The following is a 21,380-nucleotide window of genomic DNA, read 5'->3' as shown; positions in this document are numbered from 1 at the left end:
GCAACCGGCATGCATATCGTCGACAAGTTCTATATCAATGGCAAGTGGGTGCAGCCCGCAGCGGGCGCGACCCAGGCCGACATCACCGACCCGGCCACCGAAGCGATCGCCGGCAAGCTCGCCATGGGCACCGCGGCAGACGTGGACCAGGCCGTGGCCGCAGCGCGCGCGGCATTCCCGGCCTGGTCGGTGTCCACGCGTGAAACGCGCATCGACCTGCTCGAACGCATCATCGCCGCCTACCAGGCGCGCATGGGCGAGCTGGCGCAGGCGGTGCGCCAGGAGATCGGTGCGCCGATCACGCTGGCCACCAACCTGCAGGCCGCGATCGGCCTGGCACAGCTGCAGGCAACGCTGCAGGCGCTGCGCGAGTTCGAGTTCGAAACCACGCGCGGCAAGAGCTACATCCTGCGCGAAGCCATCGGCGTGGCGGCGCTGATCACGCCGTGGAACTGGCCGCTGAACCAGATCGCGGCCAAGGTGGCGCCGGCGCTGGCGGCGGGTTGCACCGTGGTGCTCAAGCCATCCGAGATCGCGCCGCTGGACGCCCGGATCTTCGCCGAGATCATGGATGCCGCGCAGACGCCGCCGGGTGTCTTCAACATGATCTATGGCGAGGGCCGCGCGGTGGGCGCCGCGCTGTCGTCGCATCCCGAGGTCGACATGGTCTCCATCACCGGCTCGACCCGGGCCGGCGTGGAAGTGGCCATCAGCGCCGCGCCCACGGTCAAGCGCGTGGCGCAAGAACTGGGCGGCAAGTCGCCGATGATCATCCTGGACGATGCCGACCTGCAGGCAGCAGTGACCAGCGGCGTGGCGCAGTGCATGGTCAACACCGGACAGACCTGCATCGCGCCGACGCGCATGCTGGTGCCGCGCTCGCGCTATGAGCAGGCCGTGCAGATCGCCACCGCCGTGGCCAGCGCGGTGAAGGTGGGCGACCCGTCCGACCCCGAAACCAAGATGGGCCCGATCTCCAACCGCGGCCAGTTCGACAAGGTGCAGCGCCTGATCGGGGCAGGCATCGAGGAAGGCGCGCGCGTGGCCGCAGGCGGCCCCGGCCGCCCCGACGGGCTGGAACGCGGCTTCTATGCGCGCCCGACCATCTTTGCCGACGTGCGCAATCACATGGCCATTGCCCGCGAAGAGATCTTCGGGCCGGTGATGTGCCTGCTGCCGTACGACACCGAAGACGAGGCCGTGGCCATCGCCAATGACACCGAGTTCGGCCTGGCCGCCTACATCGCCTCGTCCGACCCGGCGCGCACGCGCAAGCTGGCGGCCCGCCTGCGCGCCGGCAGCGTGCGCATCAACGGCGCGATGATGGACATCACCGCACCGTTCGGCGGCTACAAGACGTCCGGCAACGGGCGCGAATACGGCCCCGAAGGCATTGCCGAGTTCCTTGAGACCAAGACGGTGACTGGCTGAGCCTGCGCGCCCCGCCTGCAGTCACCGGACCACCCGGCCGTGCAGCGCCATGCTGCCGGCCGGGCGGTGTCGCTAGTAAGGCGCCTCGCTGCCGCGCTTGTCTGACATGCACAGGCGGCGGCGTCCGACAGCCGCCACCTTCCAGCCAGCTATCTTCATAGCAGCGCCCGGCCTTTTGCCAGGGCGCCCGGCCATGTCGACCATCCCCGATTCCGCGGCGCCTTCGCTGCCCCCTGCCCCGCCCGTTCCGTTGCCCGCCGACGGTAGCCCGCATGCCGGCGCCGACACCGAGGGCGCCGGTGGGCCTCGCACGGTGGGAGAGATGCCTGGCACCGTCGCGCCGGCCGACGCCGTCACCGCCTCGCTGCACCGTGCCAGCCTGGCGCTGGTGGTACTGGCCACGCTCCTTTCGCTGTACGCCGTGCATATCGCACGCGACTTTCTCATTCCGGTGGTGCTCGCGATCGTTCTGGCCTACCTGCTGGACCCGCTGGTCTGCGCGCTGCAGCGGCTGGGCCTGCCGCGCGCGCTGGCAGGCACCGTGGTGCTGCTGGCCGTGCTGAGCGCCCTGCTCAGCGGCGCCTACCTGCTGCAGGGGCAGGTGGAATCGATCGTCAACAGCCTGCCCGAGACGGCCAGCAAGCTGTCGCGCTCGGTGGGCGCGCTGATGAGCGGCGACGATTCCATGTGGCAGAAGGTACGCCGTGCAGCCACCGTCCTCAGCGGCACCGGCCAACCCCCGCCCGCGCGCGGCACGCACGTGGTGGTGGAGCAATCGCCCGCCCAGATCCAGAACATGCTGCTGGCCGGTTCGGTCAGCATCTTCACCATGGCCGGACAGGCGGTGGTGGTGGTCTTCCTGCTGTACTTCCTGCTGCTGGCCGGCGATACCTTCAAGCGCAAGTTCATCAAGATGACCGGGACCACCATCTCCGAAAAGAAGATCAGCGTGCACATGCTGGACGAGGTCAACCACTCCATCCGCCGCTATATGGGCATGCTGCTGGTGACCAATGCGGGCCTGGGCGCCTGTACCTGGTTGCTGCTGAAGTGGCTGGGCGTGCACAACGCGGGCAGCTGGGCGACTGCGGCTGCGGCGCTGCACCTGGTGCCCTACTTCGGCGCCATGGCGATCGCGGCGTGCCTGGGAGTGGTGACCTTCATGCAGTTCGGCACGCTCGGCATGGCGGCCGCGGCTGCGTTCGGATCACTACTGATCGCCACGCTGATCGGATCGGTCATCACCACCTGGATGACCGGCCGCATGGCGCGCATGAACGCGGTGGCCGTATTTGTTGCACTGCTCCTGTTCACCTGGCTCTGGGGCGTATGGGGCATGTTGCTCGCCATCCCGCTAATTACCATCGCCAAGGTGGTAGCCGATCACATTGAAGGACTTGAAGTGATGGCAGAGTTCCTTGGCGAATAGCCGTTGCGCCGCCGCCCACGGCACTATCGTTCCGCCGCTATACTGGAAAAACGAATGCTGCACCACAGCATTCTTGCTGCGCCGGGGATCGTGCGGAGGAAAACAATGATGTCTTTATGCGACCTGTGCGAGTCGCAGCTGGACCGGCCTGGCCACGTGCCGCCGCATCCCAGGCTGGTGCTGTCGGCGACCTTGCGCACCACCAGCGGCCAGAATGCGTTTGTGTACCGTTGCGGGCACTGCGGCCAGACACTGCTGCTGGCCTCGCCCGATGGCGAGGCGCCCGACCGCTGGACCCGGCTGGACGCCGACGGATGGGACTGAGCGGGATGGCCGGCCGGCTGACTTGCGCTTGCGGTAGCGCAAATCGACGGCTTGCAGGTGTGGGCATAATCGTCCCAGCAGTTTCCCAACCGCAAGCCATGGCCAAGAAATTTCCCCTGCATCCCCGCCACCCTGAGCGCATCTGCTGGGGTTGCGACAAGTACTGCCCCGTAGACGACATGGGCTGCGGCAACGGCTCCAGCCGCACGCAGCACCCCATTGAACTGCTCGGCGACGACTGGCTGGAGTGCGGCGACTGGGATATCGAGGCACCGTCCACGGCCGCACCTGCCGGCCCGCCCAAGACCTCCACCAAGACCTCTACCTAGGTAGCCGGACTACAATCGTTGTCTCAGGCATCCACAAGACGCCGGGCACCGCCGGCATCCACCGAGACAACCATGCTGAACCTCCAGGACTCCTCGCTGCTGCGGCAGCAGTGCTATATCGACGGCCGCTGGATCGATGGCGAGCGCCGCATCGACGTCACCAACCCTGCCACCGGCGAACGCGTGGGACAGGTCCCGCAACTGGGCGCCGATGAAACCCGCCACGCCATCGAAGCCGCCAACCGCGCGCTGCCGGCATGGCGCGCCCGCACCGCCAAGGAGCGCTCGGCGCTGCTGCGCAAATGGTTCGAACTGATCATGGCCAGCCAGGAAGACCTGGCGCGCATCATGACTGCCGAACAGGGCAAGCCGATCGCCGAAGCGCGCGGCGAAATCGCCTACGCGGCCTCGTTTATTGAATGGTTTGCCGAGGAAGGCAAGCGCGTCTATGGCGACACCATCCCGGCGCCGGTCAGCAACCAGCGCATTGTCGTGACCAAGGAGCCTGTGGGGGTATGCGCGGCCATCACGCCGTGGAACTTCCCCGCTGCCATGATCACGCGCAAGGCCGGCCCGGCCCTGGCGGTGGGTTGCACCATGGTGCTCAAGCCGGCGTCGCAAACCCCGCTGACAGCGCTGGCGCTGGTGGCCCTGGCCGAGCGCGCGGGCATTCCGGCCGGGGTGTTGTCGGTGGTGACCGGCTCGGCCGGCGCCATTGGCGGCGAGATGAGCAGCAACCCGCTGGTGCGCAAGCTCACCTTCACCGGGTCGACCGAGGTTGGCCGCATGCTGATGGCCCAGACCGCGTCGACGATCAAGAAGGTATCGATGGAGCTGGGCGGCAATGCCCCCTTTATCGTGTTCGACGATGCCGACCTGGACGCGGCGGTGGAAGGCGCGATCGTGTCCAAGTACCGCAATGCCGGCCAGACTTGCGTCTGCGCCAACCGCATCTACGTGCAGGCAGGCGTGTATGACGCGTTTGCGCAGAAGCTGGTGGCGGCAGTGGCGGCCCTGAAGGTCGGCAACGGCATGGACGACGGCGTGCGCATCGGGCCGCTGATCGACGACAAGGCCGTGGCCAAGGTGGAAGAGCATATCGCCGACGCGCTCGGCAAGGGCGCGCGCCTGCTGCAGGGCGGCGAGCGCCATGCGCTGGGGCATTCGTTCTTCCAGCCGACCGTGCTGGCCGACGTCGGCCCCGGCATGCTGGTCGCGCGCGAGGAAACCTTCGGCCCGCTGGCGCCGCTGTTCCGCTTCGAGACCGAGGATGACGTCGTCGCCATGGCCAACGACACCGAGTTCGGCCTGGCCAGCTACTTCTATGCCCGCGACCTGGGCCGGGTCTGGCGCGTCTCCGAACGTTTGGAATACGGCATGGTGGGCGTCAATACCGGCCTGATCTCCAACGAAGTGGCGCCGTTCGGCGGCGTCAAGCAGTCTGGCGTGGGCCGCGAGGGCTCGCACTACGGCATCGAGGATTACCTGGTCATCAAGTACACCTGCATGGCCGGTATCTGACCTTGTCGCGCCTCAGCACGCCGTGTCCGCGCGCACGGCGCGCCGGGGCTCGGGGCACCGCCCGCCGTGCCGGAAGGTGTCGCGAAAGCGCGCGATCCGGTCATGGACACGCTGCATCTGCTCCAGCTGGTAGCTGGCGCGCGCAGCGCTGTAACAGGTGCCGAACTCATACAGGGCGTCATCCGCGGCGCGAGACAGTCCTTCCAGTGCCTGCGCCAGTTCCCGCCCTTCCACGCTGCGGTGTCGGCGCAGGCGCCAGGACAGGGTCTCCTGGCCCTGCGCAAGCAGGCTCTGCTCAAGGTAGCCAAGCTGCTCGGCAACGGCCTGCACGCCATGCAGCGCCGACAGGTAGGCACACACCACCGCGAGCCGCTGGCTCATCTCCCCGCCCCGGCCCAGCAGTTCGCGCGCACAGGTGCGCAAGGTATCCGCTTCGAACGATTTGCCTTCGTCGGTGGCTTCCTGCGCATAGGCGGCCAGCGGCAGCACCGTGACTGCCAGCCCTGGCGGCAGCACGCTGGTGAAACGGCTGGCGATCGCGTGCTGCAACGTGCTGTCCAGTTCGCAGCAGGTCGGCACAGCGGCATCGACATAGAATTCCAGCGCCTCCAGCCGCCCGTGGCCCGTCGACACCACGGCACGTGCAGGCGGATGCCCGGCCATCGCAAGCACCTCGAGGCCGGCCTCGACACAGCGCTGCGCATCGGGCTCTGCCCCCAGTGCCTGGACAATATCCTGCATCTGCAGCGTGCCCGTGATTTCCATGCGCGTTGTCCCGGGCAGGTGGTCTTCCCTGCGGCCGGGGTCGATCGCCATCCGCCTCCATTCGACTTGCGTCATCGCATTGCCCGTCATACAGCCTCCGATTTTGGTTCCACTACCCGCGCTGCGCGGTCATCACGATGGCCGCGTGCATGTTCTGCAGGGGATGCAGCGGCTCAGCGCCGGTCAGCGCGGCCAGCAGCATGCTGTCTTCCAGCCGGAAACGGCACAGCACCAGGTTGGAGCGCGCCAGCGCCACCATCTGCTGCGGCGTGAGCGCGGCCAGCACCCGGCCCACTTCGCGCCCGATGCCGAGCCGGAACAGGGCCTCGGCCTCGTTCTCGCGCATCAGCCGCTGCACCAGCAGCAGGTAGGAGAGGTTCAGGTCCTTGATTTCCCGCAGGCTCTCGCTGACCGGGTCGCTGGCCGGCTCTTCACCCGCGGTGCCAGCCTGTATTGCACGTTCCATTCCGTCCTCTCGCTTGCCGGGGTTAGTCATTCGACCGGTACAGCCTGGCCGCCGGCCGTGCGGGGTGCAAGCCGGCAGCTATGGTGCGGGCCGCGCCGGGGACCTGCACATCGCACGCAGGCGTGTGAGCGGAGATCATCGGGCGCTCGGCGATGGCCTGCAAGGCAAGCTTGTCGAGCAGCGCGATGGTGCGGTGCCTCACCCGGATCAGCCCGCAGTCCGCCAGCCGCGAGAACTGCCGGCTGACCGTTTCCAGCGTCAGGCCGATATAGCTGCCGATCTCCTCCCGGCTCATGCGCAGCACAAACTCCGAGGACGAGAAGCCGCGCGCCGCAAAGCCTTCAGCCATCCACAGCAGGAAGGTCACCAAGCGCTCTTCGGCGGTCATCAGCGCCAGCATGGTCTGCAGCGCGCGCGAGCGCCGCGCCTGCCCGCCGAGCGCCAGGAACAGCTGGTTGGCAAGCTCCGGCATGCCGGCGGCGGCGGCGCGCAGCGCGTCCATGCCGAGCATGCACAGCTTGGTGTCTTCCAGCGCGGTGGCGTAAGACGCATAGTGCGGATGCGCCAGGCTGTCCAGCCCGACCAGGTCCCCGGGGAAATGGAAGCCAACCACTTGCGTGCGGCCGTCTTCCGTGGTCACGTGGGTCTTGACCGTGCCGACGCGGATTGCGTAGAGCGAGGTCACGGGGTCGCCCAGCAGATACAGGCACTGGCCCTTGCGCAGGCGCACCGTGCGGTGGATGCCCTGGGCGCCGCCCGCCGGCCGCCGTGCGACTCCCAGGCAGAAGCGATCCAGCTGGCAACCTGCGCTGCACGGCATGCCGTCGCACGGCAGATGGCATTCGTCTAACTGTGTCATTGGCGCCTCTGGATGGAAGACCTGAAAACCCTGTGCAACTATTCTATGGAGCCAGCTTCTCCAGAAAACCCGCACATTCTGATTTGCAGTACGGAAGCTTCCGATCCTGGCCCGCGCCCGCGGCGCACCCTGCCGCACCGGCATCCCGGCCATTCGCCCTGCCAGGCTGCGGGCAGGGGTATCCTTGCTGCAAGATCAGGAACGGATGCGCTGGCGGCCACGGCCGTACAGGACATGCCATGACAAGACACCCCGACGACCCGCAACAACCTGCCGGAAGCGCACCTCGCCGCGAGGCTGGCGAGCCATCGGGCGGGCGTTCGCACGACATCCGGGCCGACCAGCTGCCGGATGCGCCTTACCAGACGCTGGTGGACTCCGTGCAGGACTACGCCATCTTCACGCTCGACGTCGCCGGCCATGTCTCCAGCTGGAACAAGGGCGCGGCGCGCATCAAGGGCTATGCGCGCGAGGAGATCCTGGGCAAGCACTTCTCGCAGTTCTACACGCCGGATGCGATCGCCCGGAACTGGCCGCAAGCCGAGCTGAGAGCCGCCGCCAAAGCAGGCCGGTTCGAGGACGAGGGCTGGCGCGTGCGCAAGGACGGCAGCCGCTTCTGGGCCAATGTCGTCATTACCGCATTGAGGGACGCCGAGGGCCGGCTGATCGGCTTCGCCAAGGTCACGCGGGACATGACCGAACAGCGCCGCGCCGCCGAGGCCCTGCGCCAGAGCGAAGAGACACTGCGGCTGCTGGTGGAGGGTGTCAAGGATTACGCGATCTTCATGCTCGACCCCGGCGGCCATATCGTCAGCTGGAATTCCGGTGCCTCTTATATCAAGGGCTACCGCCGCGACGAGATCATCGGCCGTCATTTCTCGGTGTTCTATCCGCAGGAGGATGTCGCCGCCGGCAAGCCGTCACGGCACCTGGCACTGGCGCGGCGCGTCGGGCGCGTGGAAGACGAAGGCTGGCGCGTGCGCAAGGACGGCTCGCTGTTCTGGGCCAATGCCACCCTGACAGCGGTATACGACGAGTCCCGCACGCTGCGCGGCTTTGCCAAGGTGACGCGGGACATGAGCGAGCGCCGCCGCCGCGAAGAGCTGGAACGCTCCAGCCAGCGCATGAATGAGTTCCTTGCCACGCTTTCGCACGAACTGCGCAATCCGCTGGCGCCGGTGCACAGCGCGCTGGCGGCGATGCGGCTGGCGCCGCAGAACGCGGTGCTGGCAAACCGGAGCCTGGCCATGATCGAGCGCCAGGTGACCCACCTGAGCCGGTTGGTGGACGACCTGCTCGACATCGGGCGCATCACCTCCGGCCGGATCGAGCTGCGCATGGAGCCGGTCGAGTTCAACGAGATCATCGCGCTGGGCGTCGAGGCAGCGCAGCCGGCCCTGGATGCCAAGTCGCAGCGCGTTGAAGTGCGGACCCATGCCGCTTCGATCCCGATGCATGCCGACAAGACGCGGCTGGTGCAGGTCATGCAGAACCTGGTGCTCAATGCATCGAAGTTCTCGCCGCCCGGTTCGTCGGTGACGATCGCCACCACGATCCAGAACCGCACACTCCAGCTCCAGGTGATGGACCAGGGCCGCGGCATCGGGCCGCAGGCCATCGACGAGATCTTCAACCTGTTCATGCAGGAAAGCCGCCCGGGCACCGACGTGCAGGGCGGGCTGGGCATCGGCCTGTCGCTGTCCCGGTCGCTGGTCGAGCTGCACGGCGGCACCATCGCTGCCGCCAGCGCCGGGCCGGGACAAGGCAGCACCTTCACGCTGCGCCTGCCGCTGCCGGCCTCGCGCAAGGAAGAGGCCCGCCCGGGCGCCGCACTGCCGGCCCAGGGTCCGGTGGCGCCCGAGCTGCAGGCGCAGCGCATCCTGCTGGTCGACGACAACCGCGACGCCGCCGACAGCCTGGCCATGCTGCTGGAAATGTGCGGCCACGACGTGACCATTGCCTATGACGGCGCCGAGGCCCTGCACGTGGCGCCGCGCTGCCGTCCGCATATCGCGCTGATCGACCTGGCCATGCCCGGCATGGACGGCTTCGAGGTGGTGCGCGCCATGCGCGGCGTGGCCGGCACCGAGCTGACCCGCTTCGTGGCGCTGACCGGCTTCGGCCAGCCGGCGGACCGCCAGCACACCGAGGCAGCCGGCTTCGACGCGCACCTGGTCAAGCCGGTGGCGCTGGAAACGCTGTTCGGCACCATCGCCCGGCTGCGCCAGCCGGAGTGACCCGCTCCGGCACCGAACGCGACCTTCGCCAATCCCAAACACGCGCCTGCCGGCACTGCGACACACTGACGGCCATTCCATCGCACCAGATCACAGAAAGGAGACAGCGATGCAAGGTTGGATCAGGCGTGCAGCCGCAGGGCTGATATTTGCGTGCGCGGCCACGGCCGCCGGGACCGCACTGGCGGACTATCCCGACAAGCCGGTGCGGCTGGTGGTGCCCTTCCCGCCGGGCGGCGCCACCGACCTGCTGGCGCGCGAGATCGGCAACGCGCTGTCGGCGCGGCTGCACCAGCCGGTGGTGATCGACAACCGGCCCGGCGCCGGCGGCAACCTGGCAGCCGTCGCGGTGGCGCGGGCCCCGGCCGACGGCTATACGCTGCTGTTCGGCACCTTCGGCTCGCTGGCGGTCAACAAGAGCCTCTATGACAAGCCTGGCTACGATCCCCTGAAGGACTTCGCACCGGTCGCTTCGGTCGCCTACCTGCCCAACGTGCTGGTGGTGCATCCCGGCGTGCCGGCGCGCAATGTGCAGGAGCTGCTGGCGCTGGCGCGCAAGGAGCCGGGCAAGCTGACCTACGGCTCGTTCGGCAACGGCTCGTCGTCGCACCTGGCGGGCGAGTTGTTCACGCACCTGGCCGGCGTCAATATCACGCACATTCCATACAAGGGCAGTGCCGCGTCGATGACCGACCTGATCGGCGGGCGCATCACCATGATGTTCGACAGTGTCTCGACCGCGCTGCCGTATATCCGCGACAACCGCGTGCGCGCGCTGGCGGTGACCACACAGAAGCCCTCTGACCAGCTCCCCGGCGTGCCTACGCTGGCGGCCGCCGGGGTGCCCGGGTACGAGCTGACCGCGTGGTTTGGCGTGGCCGCGCCGGCCGGCACGCCCAAGGCGGTGATCGACCGCCTCAACGGCGAGATCGTGGCGGCGCTGAAGCAGCCAGACCTGGCCGCCAGGCTCGCCAGCCAGGGCACCGTGCCCTTCCCCGCCACGCCGGCGCAGTTCGGCAGCTATATCCGCGCGCAGTACGAGAAGTGGGACAGCCTGATCAAGTCGGCCAATATCAAGCTGGACAACTGATGGCCTGAGCTCAGGCTGTGTCCGGCGCGCCGAAGCGCCACGACAGCCGGCACGCCGCCTGCCCCAGCAGCGCGGCAGTGGCGCCTTCGGTGCGGCTGTCAAAGCTGCCGCTCGAGCCCATCACGGCGATCACCAGCGCCAGGCTGCCGGTGTGATCGAATACCGGCGCCGCCAGCGTGTCGATGCCCGGCACCGGGTGGCTCAGCGCATTGTCGAGCCGGGCCGCGCGAACCTGTGCCAGGCGCCCGGCGTAGGCCGGCGCCAGCTTGCCGCCGGGTTCAAGCACTTGCGCCGCGGCAGCGCCGGCCATGCGCAGTTCGTCCTTTTCCAGCAAGCCCGCCAGCACGTTGGCTGGCAGGTAGGCCGCGGCGGTGCGGCCAATCGCGGTATGGACCAGCGACAGCACCGTGCCCACGCGCAGGCTCACGTGCTGCGGCCGCGCCGATTCCTCCAGCCGGACCACCGTGGGCCCAAGCGGCCCCAGCACCGCCATGGCCACGCTCAGGCCCGTGGCGCCGGCCAGCTCGACCACCTCCGGTTCCGCCTCGCGCGTCGGCGACAGCCGCTGCAGCGCGATCAGCCCCAGTTCCAGCGCCAGGGGGCCGCACAGGTAGTTGCCCGCGGCGTCGCGCGCCAGCAGGCCGGTCTTCTGCAGGCTGACCAGGTGCGGGAACGCCTTGGCCGGCGGCATGCCCGCGGCCAGCGCCAGGTCGCGCAGCGCCAGCGGCCGGCCGGCAGCCACCAGCGCCCCCAGCAGCTGGCCGGTGCTGTCCAGCGACTGGATGCCGCGCTGCGGCTTGCCGCCTTCCAGGTCTGGTTGGGCTTGCGCCGCGCGGGTCATGCCTGGCGCTCCTGTTCATCGCGCAGCGCGGCGCCGATGTCCGCCGCCGCGGCCAGCAGGGCCTGCGCCGCCGCGCCGCGCCAGTCCACGTCGATGGCACCGGTCGATCCCACCAGCGTCAGCACCAGCCGCAGCACGCCAGCGGCGTCGAGTACCGGCACGCTGAGGCTGCTGACGGCCGGGCTGGGCGTGTCGATGCTGCGCTCGATGCCGCGCTCGCGGATCTCTCTCAGACTGGCGCTGAAGGCGGCCAGGTCGGACTCGGCCGCGCCCGGCTGCTGCGCGCGCCACAGCGGCTGCCACAGTGCCGGTGGCTGGAAGGCACAGAACACGCGCCCGGTGGCCGTGGCGGCCAGTGCCATCACCGTGCCCACGTGCAGGTTGACATGCAGCGGCGCGCTGGCCGGCACATAGCGCACGATAGTCGGGCCCTGCGGCCCGGCAATGCTGATTGCCACGCTGAAGCCGGACGCCTGCGCCAGCGCATCCACCCGGGGCTGCGCGGCGCGCCAGGCGGCGTCCTGCTCCAGGTGCAGCATGCCCAGCTGCAGCGACAGCGGCCCGGGCTCGTAGCGGCCCGAGAGGTGGTCGCGCTTGATCAGGCCCAGCCGCGTCAGGCTGACCAGGTAGGCATGCGCCTGGGCCGGCGCCAGCTGCGCCACCTCGGCCAGCGCGGCCAGCGGCATTGGCGCGCGCGCGGCGGCCAGCGCCGCCAGCAGGCGCCCGCCCACCTCCACGCTCTGGATGCCGCGCTGCGCCTTGTCGGCGCGCGCCGCGGGCTCGCCCGCCTGCGTTCCTGCTTCTCCAGCCTTGCGCCTGGCCATTGCCATCCTGTGTGATCGGAAACCCCGGATATTAATCGAACGCCTCCCCTTGCCGTGCATACAGGGGTTTACCCCAATGAACGGGATCCGCTTCCGATGGCGCTCGAGGCACGCCCCAATGATTTGTCATAGACTAATCATTTAGCTATTGATTAATTTTCCAACGTTTCCTAAGATGGCACTACCCCGACCGAACACGGCGAGCCACGTCGTGAGACATCCATAGAAACGGGGGCGAGACAGCCCGCGCAGCCAGCGCAACGCAGCCATCGTGCCCCTGCCGGTGCCGTCTCGCCCCCCACACAAAGGAAAGACGCCATGTCCAAGGCATTCGCATCGCAGGCCGACCTGGAAGCCAAGCAGGTCACCTTCACCCAGTTGTCCGAGAACGCCTGGGCCTACACCGCCGAAGGCGATCCCAATTCGGGTGTGGTCATTGGCGACGACGGCGTGCTGATCGTCGACACCACCGCCACGCCGGCCATGGCGCAGGACCTGATCGCCCGCATCCGCACCATCACCGACAAGCCCATCAAGTACGTGGTGCTGTCGCACTACCACGCGGTGCGCGTGCTGGGCGCGTCGGCCTACTTTGCCGAGGGCGCGCAGCAGGTCATCGCCAGCCGCGGCACCTACGAGATGATCGTCGAGCGCGGCGAGGCCGACATGAAGTCTGAGATCGAACGCTTTCCGCGCTTGTTCGCCGGCGTCGAGACCGTGCCCGGCCTGACCTGGCCGACGCTGGTGTTCGAGAAGGAAATCACCCTGTTCCTGGGCAAGCTGGAAGTGCGCATCGCCCACCTGGGCTCAGGCCATACCAAGGGCGATACCGTGGTCTGGCTGCCGCAGCAGAAGGTGCTGTTCTCCGGCGACCTGGTCGAATACGACGCCGCCTGCTACTGCGGCGACGCCCAACTGGAAGACTGGCCGGCCACGCTGGACGCGCTGCAGGCACTCAACCCGGAAAAGCTGGTGCCAGGCCGCGGCCCCGCGCTGACCACGCCGGAGCAAGTGAAGAAAGGTATCGCCTACACCAAGGACTTTGTCACCACGCTGTTCCAGGCCGGCAAGGAAGCCGTGGCCGAGAAGCTCGACCTGAAGGCCGCGATGGGGCACACCCGGCGCGCGATGGACCCCAAGTTTGGCCAGGTCTTTATCTACGAGCACTGCCTGCCCTTTGACGTCTCGCGCGCCTATGACGAGGCCAGCGGAATCCGCCACCCGCGCATCTGGACGGCCCAGCGCGACCAGGAAATGTGGGCCGCGCTGCAGGACTGACCCACAGAAGAAAAGAGTCGGGCAACAAGCTATGGATGGAGACACAGGCATGAGCAGCATCGATTACCAGCGGCTGTCGTTCGAATATCAGCCCTGCGCCGAGCAACAGACAGCGGCCGATCCGGCCATCCACCCGGTCGTCGTAGTCGGCGCCGGGCCGATCGGCCTGGCCACTGCCATCGACCTGGCACAGCGCGGCGTGCGCGTGGTGCTGGTGGATGACGACTGCACGCTGTCCGCCGGATCGCGCGCGATCTGTTTTTCCAAGCGCACGCTGGATATCTTCGACCGGCTGGGCTGCGGCGAGCGCATGGTCGACAAGGGCGTGCGCTGGCATGTCGGCAGGGTATTCCTGCGCGACCAGCAGGTCTACAGCTTCGACCTGCTGCCAGAGAGCGGCCACCGCCGCCCGGCCTTCATCAACCTGCAGCAGTACTACGTCGAAGGCTATCTGCTGGAGCGTGCGCAGGCGCTGCCCAATATCGAGATCCGCTGGCGCAACAAGGTGGTCGGGCTGGAGCAGCGCGGCACGCCAGAGGCCGGCGTAGTGCTGACCATCGAGACGCCTGAAGGCTGCTACCCGCTGGCGGCGCGCTACGTGGTGGCCGCCGACGGTTCGCGCAGCCCGATGCGCAAGCTGCTGGGCCTGGACAGCAAGGGCCGCACCTTCCGCGACCGCTTCCTGATTGCCGACGTGAAGATGGAAGCGGATTTCCCGAGCGAGCGCTGGTTCTGGTTCGACCCGCCCTTCCACCCCAACCAGTCAGTGCTGCTGCACCGCCAGCCGGACAACGTCTGGCGCATCGACTTCCAGCTTGGCTGGGACGCCGATCCGGTGCTGGAGAAAACGCCGGAGCGCGTGATCCCGCGGGTGCAGGCGCTGCTGGGCAAGGACGTGAAGTTCGAGCTGGAATGGGTCAGCGTCTATACCTTCTCCTGCCTGCGCATGGACAGCTTCCGCCACGGCAACATCCTGTTCGCCGGCGACGCCGCGCATGGCGTGTCGCCGTTCGGCGCGCGTGGCGCCAACAGCGGCATCCAGGACGCCGAGAACCTGGCCTGGAAGCTGGCCTATGTGCTGCAGGGCCGTGCCTGCGACAGGCTGCTGGACACCTACGCCAGCGAGCGCGAATACGCCGCAGACGAAAACATCCGCAACTCCACCCGTTCCACCGACTTCATCACGCCCAAGAGCGCGGTCAGCCGCGTGTTCCGCGATGCAGTGCTGACGCTGTCCAAGCGCCATGCGTTTGCGCGCACCCTGGTCAACAGCGGGCGGCTGTCGGTGCCCGCGGTGCTGCAGGACTCGCCGCTGAACACCGGTGACGATGCCCAGGGCTATGCCTGCAAGCTGGTGCCTGGCGCGGTCTGCTGCGACGCGCCGGTATCCGGCGCGCAGGGCGCGGGCTGGCTGCTGTCGCACCTGGGCGGGGACTTCACGGTGCTGCTGTTCGGCAACCCTGACGCCATCGACGCGGGCACGCTCGCCGACCTTGCCGCGCTGAAAGACAGCGGCGTGCCGCTGCGGCTGGTCTACGTGACCGACGCGGCGCAGCCGGCGGTGACCTGCACCAATGCCACCGTGCTGCGCGACGACGAGGGCCTGGCCGCCGCGCGCTACGGTGCCACGCCCGGCACCTGCTACCTGGTCCGCCCCGACCAGCATGTCTGCGCCCGCTGGCACCGCCCCGACCCGGCCGCGATCCGCGCCGCGCTGGCGCGCGCCACCGGTGCCGACCTGCGCGCCCCGCAGCCCGGCCGCATGGCCGCCTGAGACCGGCCAGACCTGCACCGCGGAGATTCCCATGCCCAATACACTCAACACCCAGCCCAACCTGACGCGGCCCGACGACTTCTACGAAGCGCTGATCGAGATGCACCGCGACCTCGACGAGGCGCAAAGCCAGGCCGCCAATGCGCAGCTGATCCTGCTGCTGGCCAACCATATCGGCGACCACGATGTGCTGCTGGCGGCGATGCATGCCGCGCGCGAAGGCGTGACCGAGATGCCGGCCAGCACGCCAGCCTGACCTGATACAGGCGCGGCCCGCCGCGCCTGCCGCGGGCCTTTCCCAAAATCATCCCGGGCCACTGCGCGCAAGACGCTGCCCGCTGGCGGAACCCTCCGGCTGCCCGCCGCCGCAGCCACCACCGTACGGAGACAACACTCATGAGCCATCCGGTCTCAGGGGATCTTTCGTCCCTTTCCACCCTATCGCCCCCGTCGTCACCCGCACTGACCTTGCACGATGAGGACGCGCTCTACCGCAAAGTCTGGCTGCGCATCATCCCGTTCCTGTTCGTCTGCTACGTGGTGTCGTTCCTGGACCGCATCAACATCGGCTTCGCCCAGTTGCAGATGAAGCAGGACCTGGGCTTCAGCGACGCCATGTACGGCCTGGGCGCCGCTGTCTTCTACGTCGGCTACGTGCTGTGCGAAGTGCCCAGCAACATGCTGCTGGCGCGCTTTGGCGCGCGGCGCACGTTCACGCGCATCATGGTGCTGTGGGGCCTGGCCTCGGTGGCGATGATGGCCGTCTCCACCCCAACGCAGTTCTATGCGCTGCGCTTCCTGCTGGGCGTGTTCGAAGCCGGCTTCTTCCCCGGCATCGTGCTCTACCTGACCTACTGGTTCCCGGCGCGGCGCCGTGCCGCGGTGATGGCGATCTTCTTTGCCGGCGTGGCGGTGGCGGGCGTGCTGGGCGGGCTGGTGTCCGGCTGGATCATGCGCGACATGGCCGGCGTGCTCGGCCTGCAGGGCTGGAAGTGGATGTTTGCGATCGAGGGCGCGCCCGCGGTGCTGCTGGGGCTGGTGGCCGCGCGCTGCCTGGTGGATGGCCCGCAGCAGGCCAGCTGGCTGACCGACGGCGAACGCGCCCACCTGGCGCGCGACACCGCCGCGCAGGCTCATGCCGGCGGCCATTCGCTGCAGGCGTTGCGGCAGGTGCTGGGCAACCCACGCGTGTACCTGTTCGCCTTTATCTATTTTTCGCTGACCTGTGGTTCGCTCGCGCTGAGCTTCTGGATGCCGCTGATGATCCGCGACTTCGGCATCACCGACGTGATGTCGGTCAGCCTGTATTCGGTGGTGCCCAATGCCGTGGGCGCGGTCGGCCTGATCCTGATCGCTCGCCATTCCGACCGCACCGGCGAGCGCCACCGCCACTTCCTGCTGTGCACGGCAGGCGGCGCGCTGGCCCTGGCGGCGCTGACGCTGCACCTGCCCAGCCTGGCGGTGATGCTGGCCATCCTGTCGGTGGCAGCGGTGTTGATCTTTGCCGCGCTGCCGGTGTTCTGGTCGCTGCCGCCCAGCTACCTGCCGGGCGCGGGCACGGCAGCCGGCATCGCCTTCATCAGCAGCATCGGCATCACCAGCGGCATCGTCAGCCCGTGGGTGATCGGGCAGATCAAGACCCAGACCGGCAGCCTGGACCATGCGCTCTATCTGCTGGCGGCGCTGCTGCTGGCCAGCGGACTGGCCATGTGGCTGGGTGTGCCAAGGCAGCCCGCGCGGCCGGCCTGAACCGGGCCGCAGGCGTCTTCAAAGCCGGAATGTCCGCACCCGCGGGGTGCGGCGTTCAGTGGGACCGGCCGCAGGGGATGACGGAGGCGATTTCTTCGCGCATCACCTCGACCACGTCATCGATTTCCAGCCCTTCGGCCGTGACCAGCACATCCTGTCCGCGGCCGATCGCGTAGACCACGCCGCGCCAGTGGCCGGGCTCGACGGCCTCGCACAGGCGGATATTGAATTCGGTGTCCTGATCCTGGCTATACACCGTCACCAGGTCGCCCACCTGGGGAGTGCGCACCGCTTCTCCGTCGAACGCCCGGGCCACCACGGTCACCGGCGACTGCGTCAGCCCCCTGGCAAATCTTGCACGCATGGTCCGCTCCTCTTTTTGCGATCCAAGTCCAGCTTACAAGAGGCCGGATAAATAACCAGGGATTTCCGCCGAAAAGTGGAACTTGATGCGCTTTGCGCCTGTCAGACGCCGCCGGATAGACAGCGCGTGCAGATAGGCCACAATAAAAGCACTGACATTCGAGGAGACCCAACATGGGCAACAACATACACGTCGTCCCGCATGATGAAGGCTGGGATGTCATCCACGAAGGCGCGCGCTACGCCGAGTCGCACCATGCCACGCAGGAAGAAGCGATTACGGCCGGCACCACGCAGGCACAGCGCGAGCAGGTCGAACTGCTGATCCACGGCCGTGATGGCCAGATCCGCTCGCGCAACAGCTTCGGCCACGATCCCCGCACCATTCCGGGCTGACCTCCGGCTGAGCAGATCCGCTGAGGATTTCGGCGCCGCGCTCCCGGAAGCCGATGCGCCATGCCAAACACCCGGGCTGAACCACACGCCGCTGCCGCGGTTGCGGCCGCCGCGGTGCCACTGCCGCCCATCGACCACGCGGCCGAGAGTCCCTTTATCGGCGCCTTTGCCAACGCTACGGCAGTGCTGGCCGATATCCTCGCCGGGCACCGCATGGTGCTGCTTGGCGAGAGCACGCACGGCACCGCCGAGTTCTACCACGCCCGCGCCGCGCTGACGGCGCACCTGGTTGCCCGCCACGGCTTCCGCATCATCGCGGTCGAGGCGGACTGGCCGGATGCCGCGGCCGTGGACCGGCACGTGCGCGGCCGCCCGCCGCAGCCAGCCGAATCGCCAGGCGCGGCCTTTACGCGTTTCCCGGTCTGGATGTGGCGCAACCTGGAGGTGGCGCGCTTTATCCGCTGGCTGCGCGCGCACAATGCAACGCAGGCAAGCGCACGGCGAGCCGGCTTCTTCGGCCTGGACATCTATAGCCTGCGCGCCTCCATGGCGGCGGTGCTGGCCTACCTGGAGGGCGTCGATCCGCAGGCCGCGCGGGCTGCGCGCGAGCGCTATGCCTGCCTGGAGCCCTGGGGCCGCGATCCGGCGCGCTACGGCCGTGCCGTGCTGCACGGCACACACGCCGACTGCGAGGATGCTGTCGTCGAACAGTTGCAGGCGCTGCTTGATAAGCGCCTGGCCTATGCCCGGGCCGGCCATGAAGACTTTCTGGATGCCGCGCAGAACGCGCGCCTGGTTGCTTCAGCCGAGCGCTACTATCGCGTGATGTACCACGGCAGCGACGACAGCTGGAACCTGCGCGACACGCATATGTTTGAAACCCTGGCGCAGCTGCTGCAGGCGCATGGGCCCCAGTCACGCGCGGTGGTGTGGGCGCACAACTCGCATATCGGGGATGCCTCGAAGACCGAGATGGGCGCCAGCCAGGGACAGCTGAACATCGGCCAGTTGTGCCGCGAATCCTTCGGCGACGCGGCCGCGCTCATCGGCTTCAGCACTTACGACGGCACGGTGGCCGCAGCGACCTCCTGGGACGGCCCGATGGAAATCAAGCAAGTGCGCCCCGCCCGCGCCGACAGTTACGAGCACCTGTTCCACGCGGCCGGCCACGCGCAATGCTGGGTCGACTTGCGGGGTGCGGGCAGCGGCGTGCTGGCCGAGGCGCGCCAACTGCTGATGCCGGCGCGGCAGGAGCGCTTCATTGGCGTGATCTACCGCCCGGAGACCGAACTGCAGAGCCACTATGCGCGCGCCACGCTGCCGCAGCAATTCGATGTGCTGTTGTGGTTCGACCGGACGCGCGCGGTCCCGGCGCTGCCGGCGGCGCCTGCGCCGGGCGCGCCCGAGACCTGGCCATACGGGCTCTGAGCTGACCCGGAATGCGATACCCATGCCAGCGGGGGCACAATTCAGTCGCCCGTGCGGTCCGGCGCAACCTGGATGCGGTTGACGATCTCGCCTACGCCGGCACAGCCACGCACGCAAGCCTCGACCGCATCGCGCTGGGCCGGCGTGCCGATCGCGCCGTTTAGCGTGACGCGGCCTTGCGACACATCCAGCGTAATTTCGCTGATGTCGAGGCCGGTGTCCCACAGGCGCGCGCACAAGGCCGCCTGCAGCGCGGCATCGGCTTCAGTAGCGGCCATGCCGCGAGGATTGGCAGGCATCTTCGAGGGCTCGTGCATGCGCGCAGTCTCTGGGTTGATGCCCTGGGATCAGTACATGAGCATGCTGTGGCCGGGATGTATTGCCGAAGCACTGGTCCGCGGCACGCGCAAGTGGTTGACCAGGTCCTTCACCGCGAACACGTCGTCGGCAATATCCTCGATCCGGTATTTTTGCTGCCGGGTCGGCACGCTGCCCTCCAGCGTCACCACGCCCTGCTCCACCCGGACTTCGACATCGCTCAGGTCCAGCCGTGCATTGCGCGTCAGTTGCTCGCAAATGTCCTCAAGGATGCGCTCGTCCGACCGCTGGTAATTGCGCGGACCGACCGGGCGCGCACGCTGCGCCCCGCCCCGGTAAAGGTCCATGCGCTCGTTGTAGCCGGTGAACTGGCGATAGGGGTCGGCCATGCCGCCTTGCGCATGCGGCACGCCGGGCTCCCTGGGCTCGGCACCGTGCCGCCATGCCGGCGCCGCCCCGGGCCCGGCAAACTCTTCGGGGTCGACCGGCTCGTCATAGTCGTAGACGCCATAGGCGCCGACATAGTGGCTGCGCATATCCGTTTCAGGTACGGCGCCCTCATGCCAGGGTGGGCCGCGCCAGGTCTCTCTGTGATCCATCGTCGTCTCCGCTTGCCGTGATCCGGTGGCCTGTCGGCGTGCCGCTACTTCTGCCGCGGGGGCACCAGGCCGCGGTCAGGCGTGCTCAGTTCGCCCGCGCGCAGCAGCCGCACCGCACCTGCCAGCGCGCGCGCCACGTTGTCCACTTCGGCCTGTACGCCGGTGTCTTCATCCAGCGCCACATGGCTGGTGGCGTAGGGCGCGTAGTAGCCGATAAAGCGGTCCAGCCGCGCCTGCGGGCCCGCGTCGACCAGGCCCATCCAGTCCAGCCAGTCAGCCAGCGCGCGGCGCACGCCCTCGGTGCCGGCCACGTCGCCGTGCACCACCAGCCCATAGGCGCGCCCCGCCAGGTGCTTGGGATAGTCCCAGCCGGACAGCTCCATCGCCTTGGCGCGCACCACGTCCTTGCCATGCGTGCTGGTGGGGTCGGGATTGCCGCCATCGGCGCAGACCAGGCGGTCCATCATCAGCTTCAGCGGGCTGGCGGCCTGGTACCAGTACACCGGGGTGACGATCAGCACGCCGTGGCAGCCGGCCCAGCGCGGATAAATGTCATTCATCCAGTCGTTGACCTGGCCCAGCGCATGATTGGGGTAGCAGCTGCACGGCCAGTGGCACAGCGGCATCGCCGTCGACACACAGGCTTTGCAGGGGTGGATGCGCAACTCCGCATCAGAAGCCAGGTGGCTCAGGTCGAGCATGTCCACTTCCATGCCGCCCGCTTCCAGCTGTTGCCGCGCGCGCTCGGCCAGGCGCCAGGATTTGGATATTTCGCCGGGACAGGTGTAGTCGTTGCGCGCCGCCGCGCACACCAGCAGCACGCGCGACGGCGTGGCGGGATCGGCCTGGCGCTGCTGCGCGGCCCGCACCGCCTCGCTGGCGGCGCGCCATTCGTCGGACAGGTCGTAGTCCGGGTCGGCATACCCGGGCCCGGCCTGGTGCGACAGCGGGGCCTTGCGTCCGGCCTGGTAGGCATCCCAGGCAATGCGCTCGAGGCGGTCCAGCGCGGCGTCCTCCTGCCGGTACGCGGGATCGGTGAAACGCGCCAGGAAGCGCTGGCGGAACGTGTCACGCGGCAGCGGGCTGGTCACCTGGCCCTTGCGCACATCTTCGGGGTTGCCGGGGTGGCGCGGCGCACGCGGCGCATCCTGCGCGGGGCGGGCTGGCTTGGGCGGCTGCTCGGGCATGGCGGTCTCCGTACAGGGGGCTTGTCCCGGAGCCATGCAAGATGAGCGCCATCACCCGGACGGCTTGTACTGCGCGCACCCACGCAGCTTTTACAGCCATGCTCCGGCGCTGCATGTACATATTTCTCCGCGTAGGGACCGGCAGACGGGACAGCATGGAAGCCTGCGCTGG

Annotated in this window: 22 protein-coding genes; 13 read left to right on the top strand and 9 right to left on the bottom strand. The window is 68.3% G+C overall.

Annotated elements, in window-relative coordinates; all coding sequences use genetic code 11:
- The first annotated feature begins 9 nt into the window (after nucleotides 1-9).
- The 5 genes from A3A5_RS0112595 to gabD all read left to right on the top strand — a co-directional run bounded on the left by A3A5_RS0112595 (nucleotide 10) and on the right by gabD (nucleotide 5,034).
- Nucleotides 10-1,431: an aldehyde dehydrogenase family protein gene (locus tag A3A5_RS0112595; protein ID WP_018310929.1), complete on the top strand. Its 1,422-nt coding sequence runs from the start codon at nucleotides 10-12 to the stop codon at nucleotides 1,429-1,431.
- A 193-nt stretch (nucleotides 1,432-1,624) separates the two neighbouring features.
- Complete coding sequence (locus A3A5_RS0112590; protein ID WP_026200713.1) at nucleotides 1,625-2,860, top strand: AI-2E family transporter; 1,236 nt, start codon at nucleotides 1,625-1,627, stop codon at nucleotides 2,858-2,860.
- Nucleotides 2,861-2,968: 108 nt separating this feature from the next.
- Nucleotides 2,969-3,184 (top strand): hypothetical protein, encoded by a 216-nt coding sequence (locus A3A5_RS0112585; RefSeq protein WP_026200712.1) that lies wholly within the window; start codon nucleotides 2,969-2,971, stop codon nucleotides 3,182-3,184.
- Nucleotides 3,185-3,282: 98 nt separating this feature from the next.
- Nucleotides 3,283-3,513, top strand: coding sequence for a DUF3079 domain-containing protein (locus A3A5_RS0112580; RefSeq protein WP_026200711.1), 231 nt, complete (start codon nucleotides 3,283-3,285; stop codon nucleotides 3,511-3,513).
- 72 nt (nucleotides 3,514-3,585) lie between these two features.
- A complete protein-coding gene (gabD, locus tag A3A5_RS0112575) occupies nucleotides 3,586-5,034 on the top strand; it encodes an NADP-dependent succinate-semialdehyde dehydrogenase (RefSeq protein ID WP_018310924.1) in 1,449 nt (482 codons plus the stop codon).
- A gap of 12 nt (nucleotides 5,035-5,046) precedes the next feature.
- Here the strand turns inward: gabD and A3A5_RS0112570 are convergent, their stop codons facing one another.
- From A3A5_RS0112570 to A3A5_RS38415, 3 genes are all read right to left on the bottom strand, one after another.
- Nucleotides 5,047-5,850, bottom strand: coding sequence for a hypothetical protein (locus A3A5_RS0112570; RefSeq protein ID WP_232431332.1), 804 nt, complete (start codon nucleotides 5,848-5,850; stop codon nucleotides 5,047-5,049).
- Between the two features lie 61 nt (nucleotides 5,851-5,911).
- Nucleotides 5,912-6,265: a flagellar transcriptional regulator FlhD gene (gene flhD / locus A3A5_RS0112565; RefSeq protein WP_018310922.1), complete on the bottom strand. Its 354-nt coding sequence runs from the start codon at nucleotides 6,263-6,265 to the stop codon at nucleotides 5,912-5,914.
- A gap of 22 nt (nucleotides 6,266-6,287) precedes the next feature.
- Nucleotides 6,288-7,124 (bottom strand): cyclic nucleotide-binding domain-containing protein, encoded by an 837-nt coding sequence (locus tag A3A5_RS38415; protein ID WP_157637216.1) that lies wholly within the window; start codon nucleotides 7,122-7,124, stop codon nucleotides 6,288-6,290.
- Nucleotides 7,125-7,363: 239 nt separating this feature from the next.
- Between A3A5_RS38415 and A3A5_RS0112555 the strand changes: the two genes are divergently transcribed.
- Nucleotides 7,364-9,361, top strand: a complete 1,998-nt coding sequence (locus A3A5_RS0112555; protein WP_018310920.1) for a PAS domain-containing sensor histidine kinase — start codon at nucleotides 7,364-7,366, stop codon at nucleotides 9,359-9,361.
- 109 nt (nucleotides 9,362-9,470) lie between these two features.
- Nucleotides 9,471-10,451 carry a tripartite tricarboxylate transporter substrate binding protein gene (locus A3A5_RS0112550; RefSeq protein ID WP_018310919.1) on the top strand — a complete coding sequence of 327 codons (981 nt, stop codon included), beginning with the start codon at nucleotides 9,471-9,473 and terminating at the stop codon, nucleotides 10,449-10,451.
- Nucleotides 10,452-10,461: 10 nt separating this feature from the next.
- Here the strand turns inward: A3A5_RS0112550 and A3A5_RS0112545 are convergent, their stop codons facing one another.
- The gene (locus tag A3A5_RS0112545) at nucleotides 10,462-11,292 is read right to left on the bottom strand and encodes an IclR family transcriptional regulator (RefSeq protein ID WP_018310918.1); all 831 of its coding nucleotides are present in this window, start codon (nucleotides 11,290-11,292) and stop codon (nucleotides 10,462-10,464) included.
- Nucleotides 11,289-12,116, bottom strand: a complete 828-nt coding sequence (locus A3A5_RS0112540) for an IclR family transcriptional regulator (RefSeq protein WP_018310917.1) — start codon at nucleotides 12,114-12,116, stop codon at nucleotides 11,289-11,291. Before A3A5_RS0112540 ends, A3A5_RS0112545 begins: the two co-directional genes overlap by 4 nt.
- Nucleotides 12,117-12,434: 318 nt before the next feature.
- On the opposite strand from A3A5_RS0112540, the gene A3A5_RS0112535 reads away from it, so the two are divergent.
- The 4 genes from A3A5_RS0112535 (at nucleotide 12,435) to A3A5_RS0112520 (ending at nucleotide 16,917) form a co-directional block, all read left to right on the top strand.
- Complete coding sequence (locus A3A5_RS0112535) at nucleotides 12,435-13,394, top strand: MBL fold metallo-hydrolase (protein ID WP_018310916.1); 960 nt, start codon at nucleotides 12,435-12,437, stop codon at nucleotides 13,392-13,394.
- 49 nt (nucleotides 13,395-13,443) lie between these two features.
- Nucleotides 13,444-15,168, top strand: coding sequence for an FAD-dependent oxidoreductase (locus A3A5_RS0112530; protein ID WP_018310915.1), 1,725 nt, complete (start codon nucleotides 13,444-13,446; stop codon nucleotides 15,166-15,168).
- A gap of 31 nt (nucleotides 15,169-15,199) precedes the next feature.
- Nucleotides 15,200-15,424 (top strand): DUF2783 domain-containing protein, encoded by a 225-nt coding sequence (locus A3A5_RS0112525; RefSeq protein ID WP_018310914.1) that lies wholly within the window; start codon nucleotides 15,200-15,202, stop codon nucleotides 15,422-15,424.
- A 140-nt stretch (nucleotides 15,425-15,564) separates the two neighbouring features.
- The gene (locus A3A5_RS0112520; RefSeq protein WP_026200709.1) at nucleotides 15,565-16,917 is read left to right on the top strand and encodes an MFS transporter; all 1,353 of its coding nucleotides are present in this window, start codon (nucleotides 15,565-15,567) and stop codon (nucleotides 16,915-16,917) included.
- A 55-nt stretch (nucleotides 16,918-16,972) separates the two neighbouring features.
- Here the strand turns inward: A3A5_RS0112520 and A3A5_RS0112515 are convergent, their stop codons facing one another.
- A complete protein-coding gene (locus tag A3A5_RS0112515) occupies nucleotides 16,973-17,281 on the bottom strand; it encodes a hypothetical protein (RefSeq protein ID WP_018310912.1) in 309 nt (102 codons plus the stop codon).
- A gap of 173 nt (nucleotides 17,282-17,454) precedes the next feature.
- On the opposite strand from A3A5_RS0112515, the gene A3A5_RS0112510 reads away from it, so the two are divergent.
- Both A3A5_RS0112510 and A3A5_RS0112505 read left to right on the top strand, forming a co-directional pair.
- Nucleotides 17,455-17,676, top strand: a complete 222-nt coding sequence (locus tag A3A5_RS0112510; protein ID WP_018310911.1) for a DUF2188 domain-containing protein — start codon at nucleotides 17,455-17,457, stop codon at nucleotides 17,674-17,676.
- Nucleotides 17,677-17,736: 60 nt separating this feature from the next.
- Complete coding sequence (locus tag A3A5_RS0112505) at nucleotides 17,737-19,104, top strand: erythromycin esterase family protein (protein ID WP_018310910.1); 1,368 nt, start codon at nucleotides 17,737-17,739, stop codon at nucleotides 19,102-19,104.
- 41 nt (nucleotides 19,105-19,145) lie between these two features.
- On the opposite strand, the gene A3A5_RS0112500 is transcribed toward A3A5_RS0112505, so the two are convergent.
- From A3A5_RS0112500 to A3A5_RS0112490, 3 genes are read right to left on the bottom strand one after another with little or no spacing between them, the layout of a single operon-like run.
- Nucleotides 19,146-19,403 carry a BON domain-containing protein gene (locus A3A5_RS0112500; RefSeq protein ID WP_157637215.1) on the bottom strand — a complete coding sequence of 86 codons (258 nt, stop codon included), beginning with the start codon at nucleotides 19,401-19,403 and terminating at the stop codon, nucleotides 19,146-19,148.
- 48 nt (nucleotides 19,404-19,451) lie between these two features.
- The gene (locus tag A3A5_RS0112495; protein ID WP_026200708.1) at nucleotides 19,452-20,021 is read right to left on the bottom strand and encodes a BON domain-containing protein; all 570 of its coding nucleotides are present in this window, start codon (nucleotides 20,019-20,021) and stop codon (nucleotides 19,452-19,454) included.
- Between the two features lie 44 nt (nucleotides 20,022-20,065).
- Entirely contained in the window at nucleotides 20,066-21,208 is a 1,143-nt protein-coding gene (locus A3A5_RS0112490; protein ID WP_018310907.1) for a flavodoxin family protein, read from the bottom strand.
- Nucleotides 21,209-21,380: the final 172 nt, after the last annotated feature.

Origin of the sequence: Cupriavidus sp. UYPR2.512 (assembly GCF_000379565.1) — a bacterium.
Classification (GTDB): Bacteria; Pseudomonadota; Gammaproteobacteria; order Burkholderiales; family Burkholderiaceae; genus Cupriavidus.
The sequence above is the reverse complement of the archived record's forward strand: the minus strand, read 5'-3'. Positions and strand labels throughout refer to the sequence as shown.